At 64.7% G+C, this 20166-nt stretch carries 16 protein-coding genes; 9 read left to right on the top strand and 7 right to left on the bottom strand.

All coding sequences use genetic code 11. The features are described 5' to 3' along the window. Nucleotides 1-22: 22 nt before the first annotated feature. The 5 genes from KIH81_RS09890 (at nt 23) to KIH81_RS09870 (ending at nt 6570) form a co-directional block, all read left to right on the top strand. Nucleotides 23-1249, top strand: coding sequence for a DUF58 domain-containing protein (locus tag KIH81_RS09890; RefSeq protein ID WP_214305161.1), 1227 nt, complete (start codon nt 23-25; stop codon nt 1247-1249). A 338-nt stretch (nt 1250-1587) separates the two neighbouring features. Next, nucleotides 1588-3948: a transglutaminase TgpA family protein gene (locus KIH81_RS09885; protein ID WP_214305175.1), complete on the top strand. Its 2361-nt coding sequence runs from the start codon at nt 1588-1590 to the stop codon at nt 3946-3948. After that, nucleotides 3945-4934, top strand: coding sequence for a PP2C family protein-serine/threonine phosphatase (locus KIH81_RS09880; protein WP_214305160.1), 990 nt, complete (start codon nt 3945-3947; stop codon nt 4932-4934). The genes KIH81_RS09885 and KIH81_RS09880 overlap by 4 nt, the downstream gene beginning before the upstream one ends. A gap of 26 nt (nt 4935-4960) precedes the next feature. Further along, nucleotides 4961-5758 carry a variant leucine-rich repeat-containing protein gene (locus KIH81_RS09875; protein WP_214305159.1) on the top strand — a complete coding sequence of 266 codons (798 nt, stop codon included), beginning with the start codon at nt 4961-4963 and terminating at the stop codon, nt 5756-5758. Between the two features lie 38 nt (nt 5759-5796). Further along, on the top strand, nt 5797-6570 hold the full coding sequence (locus KIH81_RS09870) for an FHA domain-containing protein (protein ID WP_214305158.1): 774 nt from the start codon (nt 5797-5799) through the stop codon (nt 6568-6570). Nucleotides 6571-6576: 6 nt separating this feature from the next. On the opposite strand, the gene KIH81_RS09865 is transcribed toward KIH81_RS09870, so the two are convergent. Further along, entirely contained in the window at nt 6577-8073 is a 1497-nt protein-coding gene (locus tag KIH81_RS09865) for a DHA2 family efflux MFS transporter permease subunit (RefSeq protein WP_214305157.1), read from the bottom strand. A 298-nt stretch (nt 8074-8371) separates the two neighbouring features. Here KIH81_RS09865 and KIH81_RS09860 point away from each other — a divergent pair, with 298 nt between their 5' ends. Further along, a complete protein-coding gene (locus tag KIH81_RS09860) occupies nt 8372-9358 on the top strand; it encodes a Gfo/Idh/MocA family protein (RefSeq protein ID WP_214305156.1) in 987 nt (328 codons plus the stop codon). Between the two features lie 93 nt (nt 9359-9451). Here KIH81_RS09860 and KIH81_RS09855 read toward each other — a convergent pair whose 3' ends face one another. Together KIH81_RS09855 and KIH81_RS09850 are read right to left on the bottom strand one after the other, a co-directional pair. Next, complete coding sequence (locus KIH81_RS09855; protein ID WP_214305155.1) at nt 9452-9895, bottom strand: hypothetical protein; 444 nt, start codon at nt 9893-9895, stop codon at nt 9452-9454. A 124-nt stretch (nt 9896-10019) separates the two neighbouring features. After that, nucleotides 10020-11471 carry an MFS transporter gene (locus KIH81_RS09850; protein WP_420829147.1) on the bottom strand — a complete coding sequence of 484 codons (1452 nt, stop codon included), beginning with the start codon at nt 11469-11471 and terminating at the stop codon, nt 10020-10022. An 827-nt stretch (nt 11472-12298) separates the two neighbouring features. Here KIH81_RS09850 and KIH81_RS09845 point away from each other — a divergent pair. The 3 genes from KIH81_RS09845 (at nt 12299) to KIH81_RS09835 (ending at nt 16025) form a co-directional block, all read left to right on the top strand. Further along, nucleotides 12299-12880: a hypothetical protein gene (locus KIH81_RS09845; RefSeq protein ID WP_214305154.1), complete on the top strand. Its 582-nt coding sequence runs from the start codon at nt 12299-12301 to the stop codon at nt 12878-12880. A gap of 283 nt (nt 12881-13163) precedes the next feature. Beyond that, nucleotides 13164-14843 (top strand): energy-dependent translational throttle protein EttA, encoded by a 1680-nt coding sequence (gene ettA, locus KIH81_RS09840; protein WP_109057794.1) that lies wholly within the window; start codon nt 13164-13166, stop codon nt 14841-14843. Nucleotides 14844-15119: 276 nt separating this feature from the next. Continuing rightward, nucleotides 15120-16025 (top strand): acyl-CoA thioesterase, encoded by a 906-nt coding sequence (locus KIH81_RS09835; protein WP_214305153.1) that lies wholly within the window; start codon nt 15120-15122, stop codon nt 16023-16025. A 169-nt stretch (nt 16026-16194) separates the two neighbouring features. Here the strand turns inward: KIH81_RS09835 and KIH81_RS09830 are convergent, their stop codons facing one another. The 4 genes from KIH81_RS09830 to folE form a co-directional block, all read right to left on the bottom strand. Beyond that, nucleotides 16195-16722: a DUF3180 domain-containing protein gene (locus tag KIH81_RS09830; protein ID WP_214305152.1), complete on the bottom strand. Its 528-nt coding sequence runs from the start codon at nt 16720-16722 to the stop codon at nt 16195-16197. 42 nt (nt 16723-16764) lie between these two features. Beyond that, a complete protein-coding gene (gene folK, locus KIH81_RS09825; protein WP_214305151.1) occupies nt 16765-18414 on the bottom strand; it encodes a 2-amino-4-hydroxy-6-hydroxymethyldihydropteridine diphosphokinase in 1650 nt (549 codons plus the stop codon). Between the two features lie 53 nt (nt 18415-18467). Next, complete coding sequence (gene folP / locus KIH81_RS09820) at nt 18468-19340, bottom strand: dihydropteroate synthase (protein ID WP_214305150.1); 873 nt, start codon at nt 19338-19340, stop codon at nt 18468-18470. 163 nt (nt 19341-19503) lie between these two features. Next, on the bottom strand, nt 19504-20100 hold the full coding sequence (gene folE, locus KIH81_RS09815) for a GTP cyclohydrolase I FolE (RefSeq protein WP_214305149.1): 597 nt from the start codon (nt 20098-20100) through the stop codon (nt 19504-19506). Nucleotides 20101-20166 lie beyond the last annotated feature (66 nt).

Below are 20166 nucleotides of genomic sequence, written 5' to 3'. Positions count from 1 at the left end.
GGTTTTCTCGGAAGGGATTTTCATGGATACCGCATCCACAGCAATCGCACGGCGACGCCGGAGACGCGAGCGCTCATTCAGACGCGCCGTCAGGACGGTCCGGAGATTCTTCGCCTCATACGTCTCGCCCCTGGGCTGGGCGGTGCTGGCGGCGGGGCTGGCATGCCTGATCGCGTTCGCGTTGCTGGGCTGGTACGAGCTGCTGGTCTTCGCCATCGTGGCGGCGGTGATGCTGCTCTCCGCCGTGGTGCTGTCCCTGGGCAACACGCGCTTCAACGCCGCGATCTCCGTGTCCAACCGGCGGGTGACCGTGGGAGACATGGTGTCCGTGCTGGTGGATATCGATAACAAGGGCCGCACGCCTACCACCAACGCGCGTGGCGACCTACCGATCGGCGACGCCCACGAACGGTTCACCATCCCGATGCTCGCTCCGGGCCAGGCCAAACAGACGGATGTGGAGTTCCGCACGGTCTCCCGCGCCATCCTGCCCATCGGCCCTTTGCGCATCCGCAAAGGCGACCCGTTCGGACTCATCCGCCACGAAAAGGAGCTGGCGGAGCGGCTCACCGTGTTCATCCATCCGAAGACCGTGCGTCTGAACACGCTGAGCTCCGGCGTGCCGCGCGATCTCGAAGGGCAGCCCTCCGGCCAGATCGTGGACGACGACCTCGATTTCTACGGCCTTCGTGAATACGAGCCGGGCGACGACGTGCGCAACGTGCACTGGCTGAGCTCGGCGAAGACCGGCACCCTGATGATCCGCCAGTATGAGGCCACGCGCCGCACGGACACGTCGGTGACCATGAGCGTCAATCCCGACGATTACGCCACCAGCCAGGAATTCGAGATGGCCGTGTCCATCCACGCCTCCATCGGCGTGCAATGCCTGCTCCAGGACCGCCCACTCTTCTGCCATGCCGGCGAGTTGCATGCCCAGCCGCGCAACGCCATGGAGTTCCTGGACGCCTCCAGCGCCATCGAACCGGACCGCGAGGACAATCCGAATCTGGCCGAAGGCACGCTGCGGCACAGCCCGGACGCCTCGTTCTACTTCTTCACCGTCGGTTCGCTCAAAAGCGTGGATCAGATCAAACGCATGACCATGGCGTTGCCCCGCTCCGCCAGTTGCGTGGTGCTGCAGGCCGATTCCGGTGCGAACCGTGGTATCAGGCGATTCGCCAACTTCACGCTGGCCACCGTGGGCGAGCTTGACGACCTGCCGCTCATCATGGGGGTGCTCGCATGACCGTCAACCGTCGCAAAGCTCCCATTAACACCAGCCAAGCCGCGTCTCGGGCCACCGGGGCGGCCGGATCCGTCACGCCGGCCCGATCAGGGCAGCCGAGCCAATCGGCACAATCGATTCGGCCAACCCAATCGACTCAGCCGACTCAGCCGAATCAGCCGGCTCAGCCGACCCGCACCTCGGCCGGGTTCTTCACCGCGCCACGCACCGCACCCGGCCGGACACCGGGAGGACTGCCCTCCGGAACCGCCCCTGTCTCCGGCGCCACGTTCGGCGGCACCCTTGGCACAAACACCACCACCGGGTCATGGGCGGATTCCACCCACTCGGTCATCTGGATGACCCATGGGGACCTGGCCCATGGCATCGGCCGCTCCGGCCAGCCCTGGGGACGTCATCTCATCAGTCTGACGGCCGTGGTCGCGATGATGCTGCTGGCGTTGTCCAATCTCATCGACGTCTACGGCGAACCCGTCGCATGGGCCGCGGCGGCGGTGCCGGCCACGCTGATCGGCGCCCTGATAGCCCTCGCCGGCACACGCCCCATCCTGCGGCTGTGGTGGCAGCTGGTGTTCCTGGCGTTCGCGCAGTTCATCGTAGGACCGGTGATCGCGTTCAACGGCACCACCGCAGCCCACATCGTGCCCGGTCTCGAGACCCTGAGCCGCGGCTGGGAGGCGACGTTCGGCTCGTTCAAATACCTGATTTCCATCACGCCGCCCATCGGCACCGCGGACGGCTCGCTGATGGCCGTATGGACCATGGGCCTGTGGCTCACGTTCCTGGCCGGCATCTTCGCCATCCACGGCAACGCCTGGCTGTCCCTGGTCAGCGTGCCACCGCTGGCGTGCGCCGTGGCCGTCTGCGCGTTGCTGGGCACCGGGACCGGCTGGCAGAGGCCGATCTGCGGCACCGCCTTCGCCATCGTGCTCATCGTGTGGCTGTCCTGGAGGCTCGACCTGTTCGAATGGGGCCGCTGGATCTCCAGTCTGATCATCGTGGTGCTCGCCGCGGGTCTGGCGTTCGGCGGCACGTTGCTGGTACCGCAGGACCGCATGGTGCTGCGCGACCGCTACAACCCGCCGCTGAATCCGTACGACTACACCAGCCCCCTGAGCGGCATGCGCTCCTATATCAAGGATCACAAGAAGGACGTGCTCCTGACCGTCACCGATCTGCCGGCGGGAACTCCGGTACGTCTGGCGGTGATGGACCGTTTCGACGGCTCGGTATGGAACCTCTCCGATTCCAGCGAGGCTTCGGACTCCTCGAACTACGAGCGCGTGGGCACGTCCATCGCCACCAGCGAGAAGGGCTACCCGTTCACTGCCACCTTCACCGTGAACAAGGGGCTTGCGGATACCTGGCTGCCATTGGCCGGCGCGGCCAGGAGCGTGGATTTCAAGTCGAACAACGACACGTTCTATTACAATGCGGACACCGATTCGGCGATTATCCCCTCCGGCACGCACGAGGGACTGACCTATACCGAGACCGGCATCGTCCCGACCAAGCCCAGCGACAAACAGGTCAGCCAGGCCAAAGCTTCCCGTATCAGTCAGCCGCAGGCGCAGGAAGTGCCCGATTCGGTGAGCAAACTGGCCACGTCGATCGCCGGCGGTCAGGCTTCGGGAGGCGCGGCCGCCACTGCGTTGGCCGATACCCTCAAGGAATCGGGCTGGTTCTCCCATGGCCTGCAGGGCGACTACCCGTCCGAGGCCGGCCACGGCAACTACCGCGTGAACAAGCTGCTCGCGGGCACGGCCATGGTGGGCGATTCCGAACAGTACGCCTCGGCCATGGCGCTCATGGCCCGCGAGCTCGGGTTGCCTTCGCGCGTGGTGATGGGCTTCCTGCCCAAGGATGAGGACGGCAGCATCTCGGACAAGCGCACCAAGAAGGAGACCGGCAACCACACCGTCACCGAATTCACCGGCAACGACGTGACCGCCTGGGTGGAGATCAAGCTCCAGAACCTCGGCTGGGTGGCCTTCTATCCCACGCCCAAGGAAACCAAGGTGCCGGACGAGAACCAGAACCTGACCCCGCCGAACCCGCAGACGCTGGTCCGTCAGCCTCCGGTGCCGCTGACCGACCCCCTGCGCGACAAGACCCAGGCCAAGGGCCAGAGTTCCCTGGCCGGAGCGGACGCGGACGCCGATTCCACCAATCTGTTCTGGCCAAAGTTCTGGCGTGTGACCCGTCTGGTGGCACTCTACGGTAGCCCGGTTTGGCTGCTGCTCATCGTCTGCGGCCTGATTCTGACGGTGAAGGCGCTGGCACTGGCCCGAGCGAGAAGGCACGGCAGCCCGCAGACTCGCGTGGCCGCCGGATGGGACGCCATCCACGCGCTGGCCGAGCAAAGCGGCATCACCGCCACCGGCACCAGACGCGATCAGGCCCAGTCCATCGCCCGTCAGCTCAACACCGACCCGCAGTCCTTCGCCCAACTGGGTCGCGAGGCCGACTACGCCACGTTCTCCGGCAAGGCCGTGCTCTCCAATCAGGCCTCCGCCTATTGGAGGAGCGTGGACAAGGTACGCAAATCGATGCTCGCGGCGCTACCCCGATTCAGGCGGATTCGCACCCGGCTTTCCCTCAAGAGCGTGGTTATACTGTCAGGTAGACGCGCCACAGTCAGGAAGCCAAAGGGGTCTCGCACCGTCCGGCGCACGTCGAAGAAGGGAACGACGTCATGAGTTCAGGTTCCATCCGCACCGCCATCGCGAGTGACGTGGGCCTGAAACGCCGGAACAATCAGGACAGCGGCCTCGCCTCGCACGGCGTATACGTGGTCTGCGACGGCATGGGCGGCGGCATGGGCGGCGAGCAGGCCAGCGGTCTGGCCATCCAACGGTTCGCCCAACTCGCAGGACGTCCCGAACGCAACCGCGCCGACATCGACGACGCCCTGGCGCTCGCGCAGCACGACATCCTCCAACTGGGCCGCAAGCTCGGCGGCGTGGCCGGCACCACCATTTCCGGTCTGATTCTGCCGGTCACGCCCGACTCGCCGGATTCCCCGAGGCCGATGGATTCGTCGGCTTTACCAACCTCGCCGGACCCGTCGAACCTGCCGGACGCTTCCAATCACACGCCAGCCGCTAGTTCCGGCCGGGCTCCCCGCGAGTTCATCGACCAGACCTATGTGGTGAATGTGGGCGATTCGCGCACCTACCACATGAATCCCGTGCCCGGCACCGGCTCATCCGAAGCGCCCGTCTGGGATGTCTCCTCGTTCACCCGCATCACCAGGGACCATTCCAAGCGTCAGGAGGCCATCGACTCCGGCCAGATGCTGCCGGACGTGGCCGAAGCCACCATCCCGCGCAACATCATCACCCAATGCCTTGGCGATCCGAACGGCATCGAGCCGGACGTCTACGTGGCGGATATGACCGGACGGTTCATCATCTGCTCGGACGGTCTGCACGGCGAAGTGCCGGATGAACGGATCGCCGCCATCGCCGCCGCCCACTCCTCCCCGCAGGAGGCCGTGGACGCGCTGCTGGCCGCCGCGCTCAACGCGGGCGGCACGGACAACATCACTGTGATTGTGGTCGATATGCCGCCGACCTCGCCCAAACACCATGCGTTCAGCGCCTGCAAGCTGGACGCGGGTGAGGAAATCGGCGTCATCGAGGACGCAACACTGCAAACACTCAGGACGTTGCGTTCGGCATAGCCGAGCGGAGTTAAGGAGGAAAACCCATGGTTGATTACGATGCCGCGGTCGCTGCCGTACAGGATCCGAATGCGGATCCCATCCTGCTGGCGAAGGTCGCCTATGAGAATCCGGAGTTCGGCGCCAATGTAGCCGTGAACCCCCGCTGCTACCCCGGTCTGAAGCGCTGGCTGGCCGAGTTCGGCGACGAACGCGCCCGTCAGACCCTGGAGCAGATGGGCTTCACCGCCGACGCGATCGGCGGCCCGGTGGTGGATCAGCAGGCACCCGAAGCCGAGGCACCGGCCGAATCCGACGCAGTTTATGGTCAGGAGTCCGCCGCTCCGACCGCCGTCGAAACGTTTGAAACCGCTCAGCAGACCGACGCCCAGCCCGCCGCCGACGCCTGGACCGACGACGGTCAGTCCGCCGAATCGCAGTCGGCATATGACGGTTACGCCGACCTGCAGTCCGTGTCCGATCAGCCGGCAGAATCGTATGAAACCTATGGCGCGACGGCCGATCAGCCGGCCGGCGTCCAGCCTGCCGACCAGCCTGCGGCCGGCTACGCGCAACCCGCCGCCGAGACCTATGCCCAGCCGGTTCAGCAGACGGTCCAACCGCAGCCGGTATTCGAGGAGCCGGTGGTCACCAACCCGTACGGTTTCACCGTGCAGCTGGCGCTGACCACCACCGATCAGATGCAGATCGCCCAAATCGCCCAGTACGCGCCGGAGCTGCGCGTGTGCATCGCCCGCAACCCCAACACGTACCCGGCCCTGCTGGATTGGCTCGCACAGCTGGGCGACCCGGCCATCAACGCCGCGCTGGCCTCCCGCCAGTGACGCATGATGCGGTGAAGTAGCGAAAGGACAGCATCATCATGGCCTTCATTCCCTATCCCCCGGCACCCGAATTCGGTTGGTACGCCGACGACCAGCCGACCGATCAAGCGACCGACCAGCCGACAAACGCTGCGGTCGAGCCGGACAGCGCCGCATCGGTGCTCGAAACCTCCGCGGCCGATGCCCTGCAATCGGTGACCGACCCCGCAATCGCCCCTACCGAATCGGTCAGCGACATCGCCGATGCCCCGACCGGCGTGACCGACACCTCCGGCGAACCCGCAGCTACCGCGGAAACAGCCGGAACTACTGACGCCTCTACCAACACAGGCGCCATCCCCGCCGCCACGGCCGAACCAACCACCGGCGCGGATGCCGCAACTCCCGCGGAAGGCACCCCGCACGCCGCCGAGCATGACATCGAGGACTGGGACAGCACCGTGCTCTCCCCCTCGTTCACGTCGAAGGCGCCGCAGAAGGTGTACCTGCTCCACAACGACCTGACCGGCCAGACCATCGTGATCGACAAGAGCACGCTGCTGGGCCGCAAGCCGTCCATGGACGTGCCGCAGGGCGCCAAGTCGGAACGCATCGAGGATCCGACCCGCACTACCTCGCGCAACCATGCCGCCATCAGCATCGACACCGACGGCGCGCTGTGGATCGAGGATTACGGTTCACTCAACGGCACCTACATCATCAAGGACGGTCAGGAGACCCAGGTGGTCAAGGGCACGCCGCTCAAGCTCGACGCCCCCGCCACCGTCCGCATCGGCGACCAGTTCTTCAACTTTACCGAACAGACGAACTGAGTTCCGCTAGTCCCGAGCTTGCGCGTCGACCTCCGTGAGCTCGGGCGGCCGACGAGTCGAGAAGCGGAACATCATCACGGCGAGCACCGCGCCGAACACGGCCATGCCGGCGAAGACCCACATGCTTTCGGGGAACGCGCGCAGATAGGCGTCCGCCTGGCCCGCACCGCCCGCGACCTGCGCCGCGGCGAACTCGGTGACCAGCGCGCTGGCCACGGCCGTGCCGATCGCCCCCGCCAACTGCTGTACCGTGTTCATCACCGCCGAACCATCGGCGTTCAGCCTGGCCGGCAGCTGGTTCAAGGCATGCGTCTGGTCGGGCACGAGCACGAACCCGGAGAACGCCATGAACACCGCATAGGCCACCGCGATCACCCAGATATTGCCGGAAATCAGAATGAACACGGCATCCATCACCGTGACGACCGCGAATCCGATGACGATGAATTTCGGCGGGAAGTGGTTCTTCAAGGCACCGCCGATCATCGGCGCCGAAATCGCACCGACCACTGCACCGGGCAGCAGCGTCAACGCCGCCGTGAGGCTGCTCAGGCCGAACCCGCGCTGCAGCAGAATCGGCAGCAGGAAGTTCAGTCCCAGCACGCCGCCGGAGGCCATGACCAGAATCAGCATGCCCAGCGAGAATCCCGGATACGCGAAGACGCGCACCTCCACCAGCGGCCGTTCCATGCGCAGCTGCATCGCCACGAACGCGGCCAGAACCGCCACGCTGGCGACCAATACCAGCCAGAACCGCCAATCGCCGTTCCACGAGGCGAAGAAGCTCACCGCGACGATCAGCCCGGCCAGGCCGACGGCGACCAGCAGCAGCGAGGGCACACTGATGATGGCCTGTGCGGCGTCGCCCTCATGACGAATCTCGGGCACGGTGGCCATGCCGAGCAGGAAGGAAATCAGCAGGAACGGCAGCATCGTGTAGAAGATCCAGTGCCAGTTCAGGTATTCCATCACCACGCCGCCGAACACCGGGCCGATGGCCGGCGCCGCGCAGGTGACCAAGCTTACGATGCCGAGCATCGCACCGCGCTGCTCCAGCGGGGCCTTCTCCAGAATGATGTTGGTGATGAGCGGCAGCGAAATGCCCGTACCGAGCGCCATGACGAGTCGCGCGGCCAGCAGCATCGGGAAGTTCACGGCGAACGCACCCAACAGCGTGCCCGCGGTGAAGATCACGACCGCCGCGACGAACAGCGCCCGTGTGGCGAAGTGACGCACCATGAACGGCGAGCTCGGAATCGCCACCGAAAGCAGCAGCAGATAACCGGTGGTGAGCCACTGCACCACGGACGCACTGATCGCGAACTCCTCCATCAGCGTGGAGTAGGCGATGTTCAGCGACGTTTCGGACAGGATGCCCAGGAACGTGAGGATCGCGAGCGAGACCACCGCCACCACGAGCCTCGCGCCGATCGGACGTTTGCCGGATTCCACCGACTCTCCGGCGCGTGCCGCCCGTGCGTGCTGCGTGTCGTATCCGCCCATGGATGGTCCTCCTTTGATTTTCGCGAGGTCTGACGTTTCATAAGGTTTCATCGCCGATGAAGACAATCTGTCATGCTATCGGCGAATGTTACGCGAAACTCACCCGAAGTCCTTCGACCCCGTCACGCCGGCGCCCTGCCGGTCCCGTCGGCCCCGTCGGCCCCGTCCTTCCTGCGCATCCGGCGCGCCCTGCCGGGTTGCTCCCCGTCCGTCTCGCCCGACATACCCCCGATGTGCGCCCTTGAACGGGGCGAATGTATGCTGAAAGTCTGACCAATAGGGCAACAAGGAGACGATTATGCGCGAACTCAACTGGGCCACGCTCGGATGCGGCGTCATCGCCAACCAACTCGAACAGGCGCTGGAAGGCGAAGGCCGCAAGCTGTATTCGGTGGCGAACCGCACACACGCCAAGGGCGTTGCCTTCGCCGAGAAGTACGGCATCGGCAAGGTCTACGACAACATCGACGACGTGTTCACTGACCCGGATGTGGATGTGATCTACATTTCCACCCCGCACAACACGCATATCGAGTTCCTGCGCAAGGCGCTCACCGCGGGCAAGCACGTGCTGTGCGAGAAGTCCATCACGCTCAACAGCGAGGAGCTCAACGAGGCGGTGGCCCTCGCGGCGGCCAACGCCGTGGTGCTCGGCGAGGCCATGACGCTCTATCACATGCCGCTGTACCGTAAGCTCAACGAGATCATCGCCTCCGGCAAGCTGGGCGATCTGAAACTCATCCAGATGAACTTCGGCTCCTACAAGGAGTACGACATGACCAACCGTTTCTTCAACCGCGAGCTCGCGGGCGGCGCCATGCTGGACATCGGCGTGTACGCGCTCTCCTTCGTGCGCTGGTTCATGAACTCCACCCCCGACCAGATCCTTTCGCAGGTCAAGCGCGCCCCGTCCGGCGTGGACGAGCAGGCCGGCATCCTGCTGACCAACCCGGACGGCCAGATGGCCACGGTCACGCTGTCGCTGCACGCCAAGCAGCCCAAGCGCGGCCTGCTCTCGTTCGACAAGGGCTTCGTGGAGATCTACGACTACCCACGCGGCGAGCGTGCGACCATCACCTACGTGGAGGACGGCCACACCGAGGTCGTGGAGGCCGGCGAGACCGCCAAGGCCCTGGCCTACGAGGTGGCTGACATGGAGGCCGCCATCGCCGGCGACCGCTCCGTCATGCATCTCGACTACACGCGCGACGTGATGGATATGATGACCCTGATCCGCCGCGCCCAGTGGGGCATGACCTACCCCGAGGAAGAGCGCGAGCAGTAAACGCGGTTAACGGGCAGGAACGGAGTATCCCCTGTATGACACGGGAGCGGCGGACGCGATACCATGCGTCCGCCGCTCCCGTTTCGTATGGTCCTACACCAGCGGTTCTCGCGCGTGCAGCTCACAGACCACACCGGTCTCCTTGCGAATCCATTCGGCGGCCTGCAGCGCGGCGATGTTCCACAGCGCGTGCGGGATGCCGCCGAAGTCCGGTTGCGCGGACCAGAAGGTCAGGTCATCGGGAAACGCGGTGATGGCCGTCCCCTCCTCGGGCGCCGCTCCACCGCCCGGCATGACGGTACGGTACAGGCGGCGGGCCAGCGTGGCCACGAATTCGTTGGCCGCGGCGAACGTCTCGTTCAAGTGCTCCTCGGCCGTCACGGGCGGCCCGACGATCTCCCACGATTCCACATCCGAGGCGTCCCAGTGCGCCGATTCGCCGTCCACCTTGCGTTCCAGCGTGACGAACAGTTTGGCGAACTCTCCCGAAGACAGCCCGGTGACCCGCCTGCGTGTGGCCAATTCAATCGGCGTCATGCGTCCTCCCCGATATCTCTTAGCTCAACAGAGCCTGGTCCTTATTCATCAATGCCCTACGTATGTTCATTGCCATAGTATCCACGGACTTGTCGTACGCCGAGGCCAATGCAACGGAATAGCCTCAATCAGTCATCTTCCGACGTACGGCGCCAGCGAGCACCGCCACCACGCACTGGCCGACAGCGAATGCGGTGAACAGAACGAGCGGCGCGATCCAAGTGCCGGAGAGTTCCGCCAGCGAGCCGAAGGCGAGCGGCCCGATGGAGGCGATCAGATAACCGAGAGATTGCGCCAGTCCGGACAACGCGACCGTATCCTGCGGGTCGCGGCCACGCAGAGAGATCAGCGTCAACGCGACGACCAGCGACGAACCCTGCCCGACACCACCGATCACGCTCCAGAGCATCGACCACCGCGGCAGCAGCATCCATCCGAAACCGGCGATGACCATGGGCGCGCTGGCCGCGAGTGCCGCACACACCTGATTGCCACGCACGTGCATCAGCGCGGGAATCAGCAGCCCGGAAAGGATGCCAAGCGATTGGAAAACGAACAGCTGCACGCCGGCTTGGGATTCGGTGAAGCCGGCAGCCCCGGAAAGCGACGGCAGCCAATTCGACATGGTGTAGAACGCGGATGATTGCAGTCCCATGAACAGCGTGACCCACCAGGTCATCGGACGTCGCCATAGTGGGCACGGGTCCGGTGCGGGCTTCGCGGCAAGTTCTGCAGCGAGCGGCGTGGCTAGTTCTGCAGCGGGTTCTGCAGCGGGCACCACAGCGATTGATGAGAAGGTCGGGGAGGCGACCTGATAGTTGCCGGATTGGCTGAGTTCGTTCGCAACGACAACATCGGATGAATCAGCCGCCTGTGTCATCGACGAAGAACGCGCTGGAGCCGCCGAGGACACAGCAGTACCAACGTCCCTGCTCCCCCACCCGTCACGCACCACGCGAATCATCCACAACGCGGCAACGATCAATGGCGGCACGGCCCACACGGCGAGCGCTGGACGCCAGCCACCGAATCGGGTTGCGAGCGGTGCGGCGGTGAGTCCCGCGATAGCGGATCCGGCGGTGATGCAGCCGGAGTACACACCCGTGGCGACGGCCACATGCCCGGCGTAATCGCGTTTGGCGATGACCGGCACGAGCACGTTGCCGGCCGCGATGCCTGCGCCGACTGCAAACGTGCCCAGCCATACGCCCGACGGCCCGCCAAGGGATCGAATCAGGTCGCCGGCGGCAAGTACGAGCAACGCGATGAGGATGGTGCGATTGGCACCGAACCGTTTCGTCACGAATCGGACCAACGGGCTGACGGCAGCGAACGCCCACAGCGGCATCGCGCCGAGCACGCCGAGCACGCTTTCACCCCAGCCGAGGTCATCGCCGATGCGCGTCAGCACCGGCCCGACTCCGGCGATGGCAGGTCTCAGGTTCAGCGCCACTAGGAAAATCAGCGCCGCCAGCAGTGGTGGGGTCGCCGGGCCGGATTCCAAGGTCTCCGTGGCTTCAGTCGCAGGCTTGGCCGTCTTGCTGGACGTCGTTCCGCCTGTCTCACTGACCGTCACACCAGCCGCCTCGCCAACCATCATGCCGGCAGCCGAGCCAGCCGTCGTTGCCGTCCCACACCCCTGAGATGCTCTTTCGCTCATTCCTCATATTGTATGAAGCCATTACCGGCGGCATTCTCCAGGCCGCGCCGCAGGCTCTTGTAGGATGCCATCATTCCGACCATCCGTACAATATTCTCCTGGCACTGGCGTATGAATTGCGAACTCGTATCAATGCTGTAGCTGCTAATTGCCTACCTTGTACGATGCTTTTGTATGCGGAAGTGTCCATGCGGACTCTCCAGGAATCCGCAGTTGCCCCCATTGTCGTTGAAACCGCTTTCCCGCATGATGGTGTACAGGAAAACGTGCCCCCATTTGCCACAACCAGCTCTTTTCGAAAATGGGGGCAACATACCGTGCCCCCATTTGGGCGTCCAACGATTGACCCGCCTACAGGGGCAAATCGCCATTCCCTCAAATCCTTGGAATAAAGCCATTTTCGGATCCCAAGCCCAAAACCACGCAAGAGAGGCCTTGTCCCCATTCCGCAATAATGCCGGATTCCTGAAATGGGGGCAAGCAATCTTGCCCCGCAAGACGATATGGCTCTGTTCCATGCTCGCCGTGAGCATCCCAGCTAAACGCAACAGGGCTATCGCACGAATTTTTCTCCACAGGGCACAGGAGAACGAAAACTTCAAGCCCGCCAAAGCACAAGCCGCCGTGCGACTTGCCGCCCCGAACTCCACCCGTTAGCCTGATTGCAAACAGAGGAAGAACCCGGCACGCCCAATTTTCCGAAAAGACCGTCACTGCTGCGCAACAAGGCAAGGAGTCCGCCGTTGTACGAGGAAATCGATGCCCTGCAGGAACGGGATCAGTATTACGTCATTGACTACATCCCGTACGATACGGACGATCCGCGATTCCTGGAGCTGGAGGAGTACTTCGAACGGACCTATCTGCCGTCGTTTGCGGAGAAGATCATCCGCATCATCCTGAAGACCATCTACCGTTTTCCCTGCGCGATCTATGTGACGGGCCCATCGGAAGACGACGATTCCATGCGGCTCTCCGAAGCCGGCGACACACCAAGCCGCATAGAACGCACGCCGAACAACGTCGAACCGGCTTCCGAAGCGACAATCCCCACCGCAATCCCCTACGACACCGACATCAGCGATTATCCGCCGGCCGAGCTTGCCGTGATCATACGCCGCATCATTCTCACCGATGGCCCGGCCTCGGTGCAGGTGCTGTGTTCCACGCCGCATCGCGAACGCACACCGCGCTTTCTCATCAGTCTCGACGGCGGCTTCTCCGTGACCATCTACGGCGTCGAGGGCCAGCCGGGAATCATCGGCCTGTTACAGCAACTGGCCGCGCAGGAAGGTCTGTTCCTGAAGCATCGCTCGGAGCGCTGAGACCGGCGGCATTGCGACTTGCCGACCGCGGCATTCGTTCCACAACGCGCATCCGCGCCGCAACGCACGCCCCGCCTCAAGCCCCGGCATTCCAGCCCTTCCGATACCATGGTGGGCGGTGGTTTGGCGCGGCATCAACCGATATGCGGACAGAAAAACGGGCACATGGACGCCCCGTTTCGTCGGCACGTCACGATTCGTGTCATTCCTGAATGTGTCATTTACGCTTGCGAGGTCCGGAAATCGTTGATTTTCCGGGCAAATAGGAGTGCTAGAGAACAACATGGCAGAATTCGTATTCCAGATGATCAAGGCGCGCAAGTCCTTCGGCGACCGCGTGATCCTTGACGACGTGACCCTGAGCTTCCTGCCGGGCGCGAAGATCGGCGTGGTGGGCCCCAACGGCATGGGTAAGTCCACGCTGCTCAAGATCATGGCCGGCCTGGAGACCGTCTCCAACGGCGAGGCCACGCTGACCCCGGGCTTCACGGTGGGCATCCTGCAGCAGGAGCCGCCGCTGGACGACACCAAGACCGTGGGCGAGAACATCAAGATGGCGTTCGGCCCGATCGCCGAGAAGGTGGCCCGCTTCAACCAGATCGGCGAGGAGATGGCCAACCCGGACGCCGACTTCGACGCCCTCATGGACGAGATGGGCAAGCTCCAGACCGAGATCGACGCCGCCAACGGCTGGGATCTCGACTCCCAGCTCGAGCAGGCCATGGACGCCCTGCAGTGCCCCGACCCGGACACCCCGGTGAACGTGTGCTCCGGTGGCGAGCGCCGCCGCGTGGCCCTGTGCAAGCTCCTGCTCGAGGCCCCGGATCTGCTGCTGCTCGACGAGCCCACCAACCATCTGGACGCCGAGTCCATCCTGTGGCTGGAGCAGTTCCTGCACCAGTACAAGGGCGCCGTCATCGCCGTGACCCACGACCGTTACTTCATGGACAACGTCGCCGAGTGGATCTGCGAGGTCGACCGCGGCCACCTGTACCCGTACAAGGGCAACTACTCCACCTACCTGGAGACCAAGGCCAAGCGTCTGGAGATCCAGGGCGCCAAGGACGCCAAGCTGGCCAAGCGCCTCAAGAACGAGCTCGAATGGGTCCGCTCCTCGCCGAAGGCCCGTCAGGCCAAGAACAAGGCCCGTCTGGAGCGTTACGACCAGATGGAGAACGAGGCACGCAACAACAAGAAGCTCGACTTCTCCGAGATCCAGATCCCGGCCGGTCCGCGCCTGGGCTCCACGGTGCTGGAGGCCAACCACATCCACAAGGCGTTCGGCGACCGCGTGCTCATCGACGACCTGTCCTTCACCCTGCCGCGCAACGGCATCGTGGGCGTGATCGGCCCGAACGGCGTGGGTAAGTCCACCCTGTTCAAGACCATCGTTGGCCTGGAGCCGCTCACCAGCGGCGAGCTCAAGATCGGCGACACCGTCAAGATCAGCTACGTGGACCAGAACCGCGAGGGCCTGGACCCGAACAAGAACCTGTGGGAGGCGGTCTCCGGCGGTCTCGACTTCATCGAGGTGGCCGGCGTGGAGGTGCCGACCCGCGCCTACGTGGCCAGCTTCGGCTTCAAGGGTTCCGACCAGCAGAAGCTCACCGGCGTGCTTTCCGGTGGTGAGCGCAACCGTCTGAACCTGGCCTTGACCCTGAAGCAGGGCGGCAACCTGCTGCTCCTCGACGAGCCCACCAACGACCTCGACGTGGAGACCCTCGAGAGCCTCGAGAACGCGCTGCTCGCCTTCCCGGGCTGCGCCGTGGTGATCTCCCACGACCGTTGGTTCCTCGATCGCGTGGCCACGCACATCCTGGCGTGGGAGGGCGATGACGAGAACCCGGCCAAGTGGTACTGGTTCGAGGGCAACTTCCAGGCCTACCAGGAGAACCGCGTGGCTCGCCTCGGCGAGGACGCGGCCCGCCCGCATCGCCTGCACAAGAAGCTCGTGCGCGGCTGAGCGCCGCTGACAACGTCGCGTTAGCGACGTGCTTCGCAAACGCATAAAAGGACTGTCACCGATTGGTGGCGGTCCTTTTTCGTAGCTCCGATCTCACAGGCCCGACCATGACATCGTCCGCAATCGCGTTCACGATATGAGACGATTCCAGACCTTACCGCACGTTTACCTTCCTCACAGGCTCGTTACATGGCGCTCCCGCATCTCTTAACCCTCCCTGCGTACACTGCAATGCAGAAGCGCAAAGTAGACCCACGAACACGGAATCGAGGAATCATGGCTCACACCGCCACCGTCACACCGCTGGAACATCTGGTGAAGGTGCTCAAGTTGGGCGAGCCCTCCTCCTACCGCGACCACACCTACATCAACGGCGAGAGCCTGTACTTCCCCACCGGTCGCGTCTACGGCGGCCAGGTCATCGCCCAATCGGTGATCGCCGCGTCCAAGACCGTGGCGCCCTCGCGTCTGCCGCATTCGGTGCACGGCTACTTCATCGCCGCCGGCGACATCCGCCAGGACCTCCTCTTCGATGTGGAGACGCTGCGCGACGGCCGCTCGTTCTCCGCACGCCGGGTCAACGTCACGCAGTCCGAAGGCCCGATCCTCACCGCCATCGCCTCCTTCCAGGAAACAGGCCAGGAGGGTGTGGAGTTCGCCGATCCGATGCCCGAGAACCTGCCCGACCCCGAATCGCTTACCTCCGCCAAGCAGCTCATGCAGCCGTTTGCGGAGAAGTCGCCGTTCGCCGACTACTACGCCGAGAAGTCGCCGTTCGACATCCGTCACGTCACGCCGACCGTAATGCTGCGCGCCGACCGGAAGTCCGCGGAGCACGATTCCGGAAAGCAGATGGTGTGGATGAAGGCCGACGGCCATGTGGACGTGCCGCAGATCATGCATCGCGCGATGCTGGCGCTCGGCTGCGACCAGGTGATGATGGAGCCGGTACTGCGCCGCGCGGGCCTGTCCATCTCCACGCCGGGCATCTCCTACGCCTCCATCGACCATTCGATGTGGTGGTACCGCGACGTGGACATCAACCAGTGGCATCTGTACGTGCAGGACACGCCCACCGCCGCCCACGGCCGCGGCCTCGGCATCGCCAAGGTCTACTCGCAGGATGGCCAGCTGGTGGCCGCCATCGCCCAGGAGGCCATGGTCCGCGTGCCGCAGCAGTAAGCGGAATAACGGGAAAGACGACTGCGCCGCCGGCCCATCCATGATTGCGGATGGGCCGGCGGCGCAGTCGTCTATAGGGCGACACATCCGAACACTTCCGGATCTCGCCCCTTTTAGTCTCACTTTTGTTCGATGGCTTCCCTCGACAGGAAAGCCGGAATGGTACGTCTTACTGCTTGAAAGCCTGAGCCACGTCCTGACGGTTCTTGGCCTGCTTGAGTTTGGCGCTTTCCGGCCCGTCGCTGGGAGGCAGCTGGCACAGCCATTCGCCGATGATGCCGATAATCATGTCCGCGATGCAGATCACGGCCGAGACGGCGCATTCGATGACCGCGTCATGGTAGAACGGCGCCTCGAAATGGCCGATGCTCATGAGAATCTGGCCCACATACCAGCCGGAGAGCGCCGCGCCCGCAAGTCCCAGCGCCTTGGCCAGCACCAGCGTGTACACCGCCACCGTGGGGTTCACGAAGCTGTGCGGACGTTTCTTGGGGTCGGTGTTGGCGTATTTGTGCACCTGCAACGCCATGATCAGCACCAGCAGGCCGAGCACGGCCAGGAGGCCGGCCACCACCCAAGGCGCGCCGATGAGCGAGAGCCCGGAGCTTTCGCCGTAGGAGGCCAGTCCGATGCCCGCCAGCAGGCCCAGTGCGGCGGCCAGCGCAAACTGCCACCATGGGGTTCGTCGTGCCTTCATTTCCATACTTCCTTATCGTTCGGTCCGCTTGGTTCGCGCCACTCAGCGCTGCGAAAGAATCCAGTTGTCGGACAGCATCCCCACCTGTCCCGCGTCCGGCGCCATGGCCAGCAGGAACGAGACGGGGTCGCCGCCCAACGTGGCGTTCGGGTCCATGTCCATCCAGGGGGCCAGCACCGAGGCGTGGGTGCGGGCGGATGGCCAGGGTACGCGGCAGTTCGGCTCGTCCGAGGTCACACCGTCCATGTCGACCAGGTCAAGGTCGATGAGTCCCTCCTGCGAGGCCTCGACCGCGCCAAGTGCGGCGATGAGGTCAGCCGCCGGCAGCTTGGTTTCGATCTGCATGACCGCGCTCATAGCGTCGGGGCCGTCGAAATGGGCCACGTGGTAGAGCGGCGAGATGCCTTCCACCTGGTTGCCGGGGATGCCGTCGATGGTCACGATGGCTTCGCGGAACAGTCGTTCGGCGTCCGTGGAGGTGGAGTCCATCGAGATGACGGCCCTGCGGGAGACGGCCGGCGCGTACTGGTCGACCGGCTGCTTGGCGTCTGCCGAGGCCATCGAGGCCGGAGAGGCCGACGATTGCGCCGATGCCGCCATATCCGAAGCCGTTTCTCCGGCTCGCGCCGATGCATCCACTGCCGGGGTTGCCGCTGAATCACCGGCCCCGCTCCCATGTCGGCCGCCCAGCATCCAGTCCTCGGCGGCCAGTTCGACCGCGTCACGGTCCGGCGCGGCCGCCAGCAGATCATGCACCAGTCCCCCATGCGCGCCAGCCAGTCGGGCGTTGGGGTTCAGCGCATCCCACGGCCCCAGCACGAAGGCGCGCTGCCAGGCGCGCGGGTGTGGCAGGGCCAGGTCCTCGTCGGCGCTGGTGATGCCGTCGAAGTCGATGATGTCCAGGTCCAGCGGGCGGGAATCCCAGTGATGTTCGCGGGTGCGGCCGTGATCTGCCTCAATCTGCTGGAGGGCCGCGAGCAGTTCGTGGCTGCCCATCGTGGTCTCCAGCTCGATGACCGCGTTGAGGAAGTCCGGCGCGCCGTCCGCCATGCCCCACGCGGCGGTGCGGAACAGCGGCGAGATGCCGGTCACCTGGGTGCCGGGCAGGCCGTCGATCTCGCGCACGGCGGCACGCAGTGTGGATTCGACCTCGCCGATGTTGCCGCCCAGCGCCACCACGGCATGATGCATCGTGGATCGCGGCGTGGGGCTGGAGTGACGTACCTGTGCGGAATCAGCGGTCCTGATTCGACCATCCGTGCCGTCCGTACCGGAATCGTCGCCTGAAACAGCTTGATTGCCCGCCGTAGCCGCGATTTCCACTGCTCCCGCACTGACTCGTTCGCGGGTGATGGAGACGGCCACGTCGTCGAAGGGCACGGTGATGGGCGCGTGCGGCTTGTGCACGGTCACGTCCACCTTGGCGATGGGGTCGATGGCGAGCAGTCGGTCGGCGATGAGCTGGGCCATGCGTTCGATGAGATCCACATGCCCGCCCTCAATCACGGCCACGATCTCCTTGGCGGCACGGCCGTAGTCCACCGTGTCGGTCAGCGCGTCGGTGCGGCCGGCGGCGGACAGGTCGAGGTACAACGTGGCGTCCACCACGAACGGCTGGGCGCGCTCGTGCTCGAAGTCAAGCACGCCGTGGGTGCCGTTGGCGCGTACACCGGTCAGTCGAATCGTGTCCATCTCCGCACTCCTATCGGTATTGTCGTAAACTTCGCCAGGGCCATTCCGGCCCACTACTGTTCGCTGTACTTGCGCCAGGTGTTGCCGGCGATGACGGCGGCGCGGCTCTTGGTCACGTCGTGCACGCGCACGGCCCAGGCGCCGTGTTCGGCGCACAGGGCGGACAGGCCGGCGGTTACGTTGTCGCGTTCGGCCATATCGGCGTCCGTGACGCCTGCATCGGCCAGCATCGCCGAGATGAAGCGCTTGCGGGACTGTCCGATGAGCACCGGGTATCCGGTGTCACGGAAGGTCTCCAGGCCGGCCAGCAGCGGCAGGTTGTGCTCGATGCCTGGCTTGGAGAAGCCGAGGCCCGGATCGATGATGATGCGTTCGGGCTTGACGCCGGCCGCCAGCACGCCGTCCACCTGACGCATGAGCTCGTCATGCACGTCCTTGAGCACGCCGCGCTCGTACACGGACGTGTCCTGATCGGGATTCGCGCCCTTGGAGCCGGCGAGCCAGCCGCGCCAGTGCTGCACGATGTACAGGCAGTCGTGGTCGGCCACCACGTGCGGCAGGTCGGCGTCCAGCGTGCCGCCCGAGACGTCGTTGATGATCTGCGCGCCACCTTCGAGGGCGGCCTTGGCCACCGAGGCGCGCGTGGTGTCGATGGAGAGCACGGCTCCGGCCGGGATCAGCGCGGAGACCGCGCCGGTGATGCGCTTGAGCTCGTCTTCCTCGGAGACGCGCTTGGCGCCGGGGCGGGTGGATTCCGCGCCGATGTCGATGATGTCCGCGCCGGCGGCCATCATGTCGCGGCCGTGCTGGGCGGCCTTGTCCGGATCCAGCCAGAGGCCTCCGTCCGAGAAGGAATCCTCGGTGATGTTGAGCACACCCATCACCATCGTGTCCTGCGCGTCATGCAACGCCTGCAAATCGGTCATAATTCGTTTTCCCCTTCGTTGTTTCTCGAGTTCCCCTGCGGAAGAGTTGGCTCGCATAGCAAGACTGTGAGGCAACTCAACAGAATCGAACTGATACTGGCTGGAGGCTCCCCTCAGTCAGCTTCCGCTGACAGCTCCCCTCAGAGAGGGGAGCCAAAGGTAGCTACTTGTCAAGAATCAGGCTCATGGCCTCGGCCCGGGTGGCGGGGTTGCGCAGCAGGCCGCGCACCGCGGAGGTCACCGTGCGGGCGGAGGACTTCTTGATGCCACGCATGGACATGCACAGGTGTTCGCATTCGGTCACCACGATCACACCGCGGGCGCCCGCGTATTCCACGAGGGCGTCGGCGATCTGCTGGGTCAGGCGTTCCTGCACCTGCGGCCTGCGGGCGTACACCTCCACGAGACGGGCCAGCTTGCTCAGGCCCATCACGCCGTCCTTGGCCGGAATGTAGCCCACGTGGGCCACACCGTGGAACGGCAGCAGGTGGTGCTCGCACACCGAATACAATTCGATGTCCTTGACCAACACGAGCTCGTCGGTGTCCACGTCGAAATGCTTCTCCAGCACGTCCGCGGGCGAGGCTTGCAGGCCGGCGAACAGTTCCTTGCAGGCGCGGGCGATGCGGTCCGGCGTCTCCACCAGCCCCTCACGCTCCGGGTCCTCGCCGATGGACTTGAGGAACAGGCGCACGGCCTGGCGCACGCCCTCCTCGTCGTAGTGGGCGGCGCGCTCGACGGCGGTCGTTTCCTCGGTCATTGCTCTCTCCATCTCATATTCCAATGAACAAGCCCGCAGCCCATCCTGCACGGACAGGTCAGGCTG

This window comes from Bifidobacterium miconisargentati, assembly GCF_019331675.1.
Classification (GTDB): Bacteria; Actinomycetota; Actinomycetes; order Actinomycetales; family Bifidobacteriaceae; genus Bifidobacterium; species Bifidobacterium miconisargentati.
The sequence above is the reverse complement of the archived record's forward strand: the minus strand, read 5'-3'. Positions and strand labels throughout refer to the sequence as shown.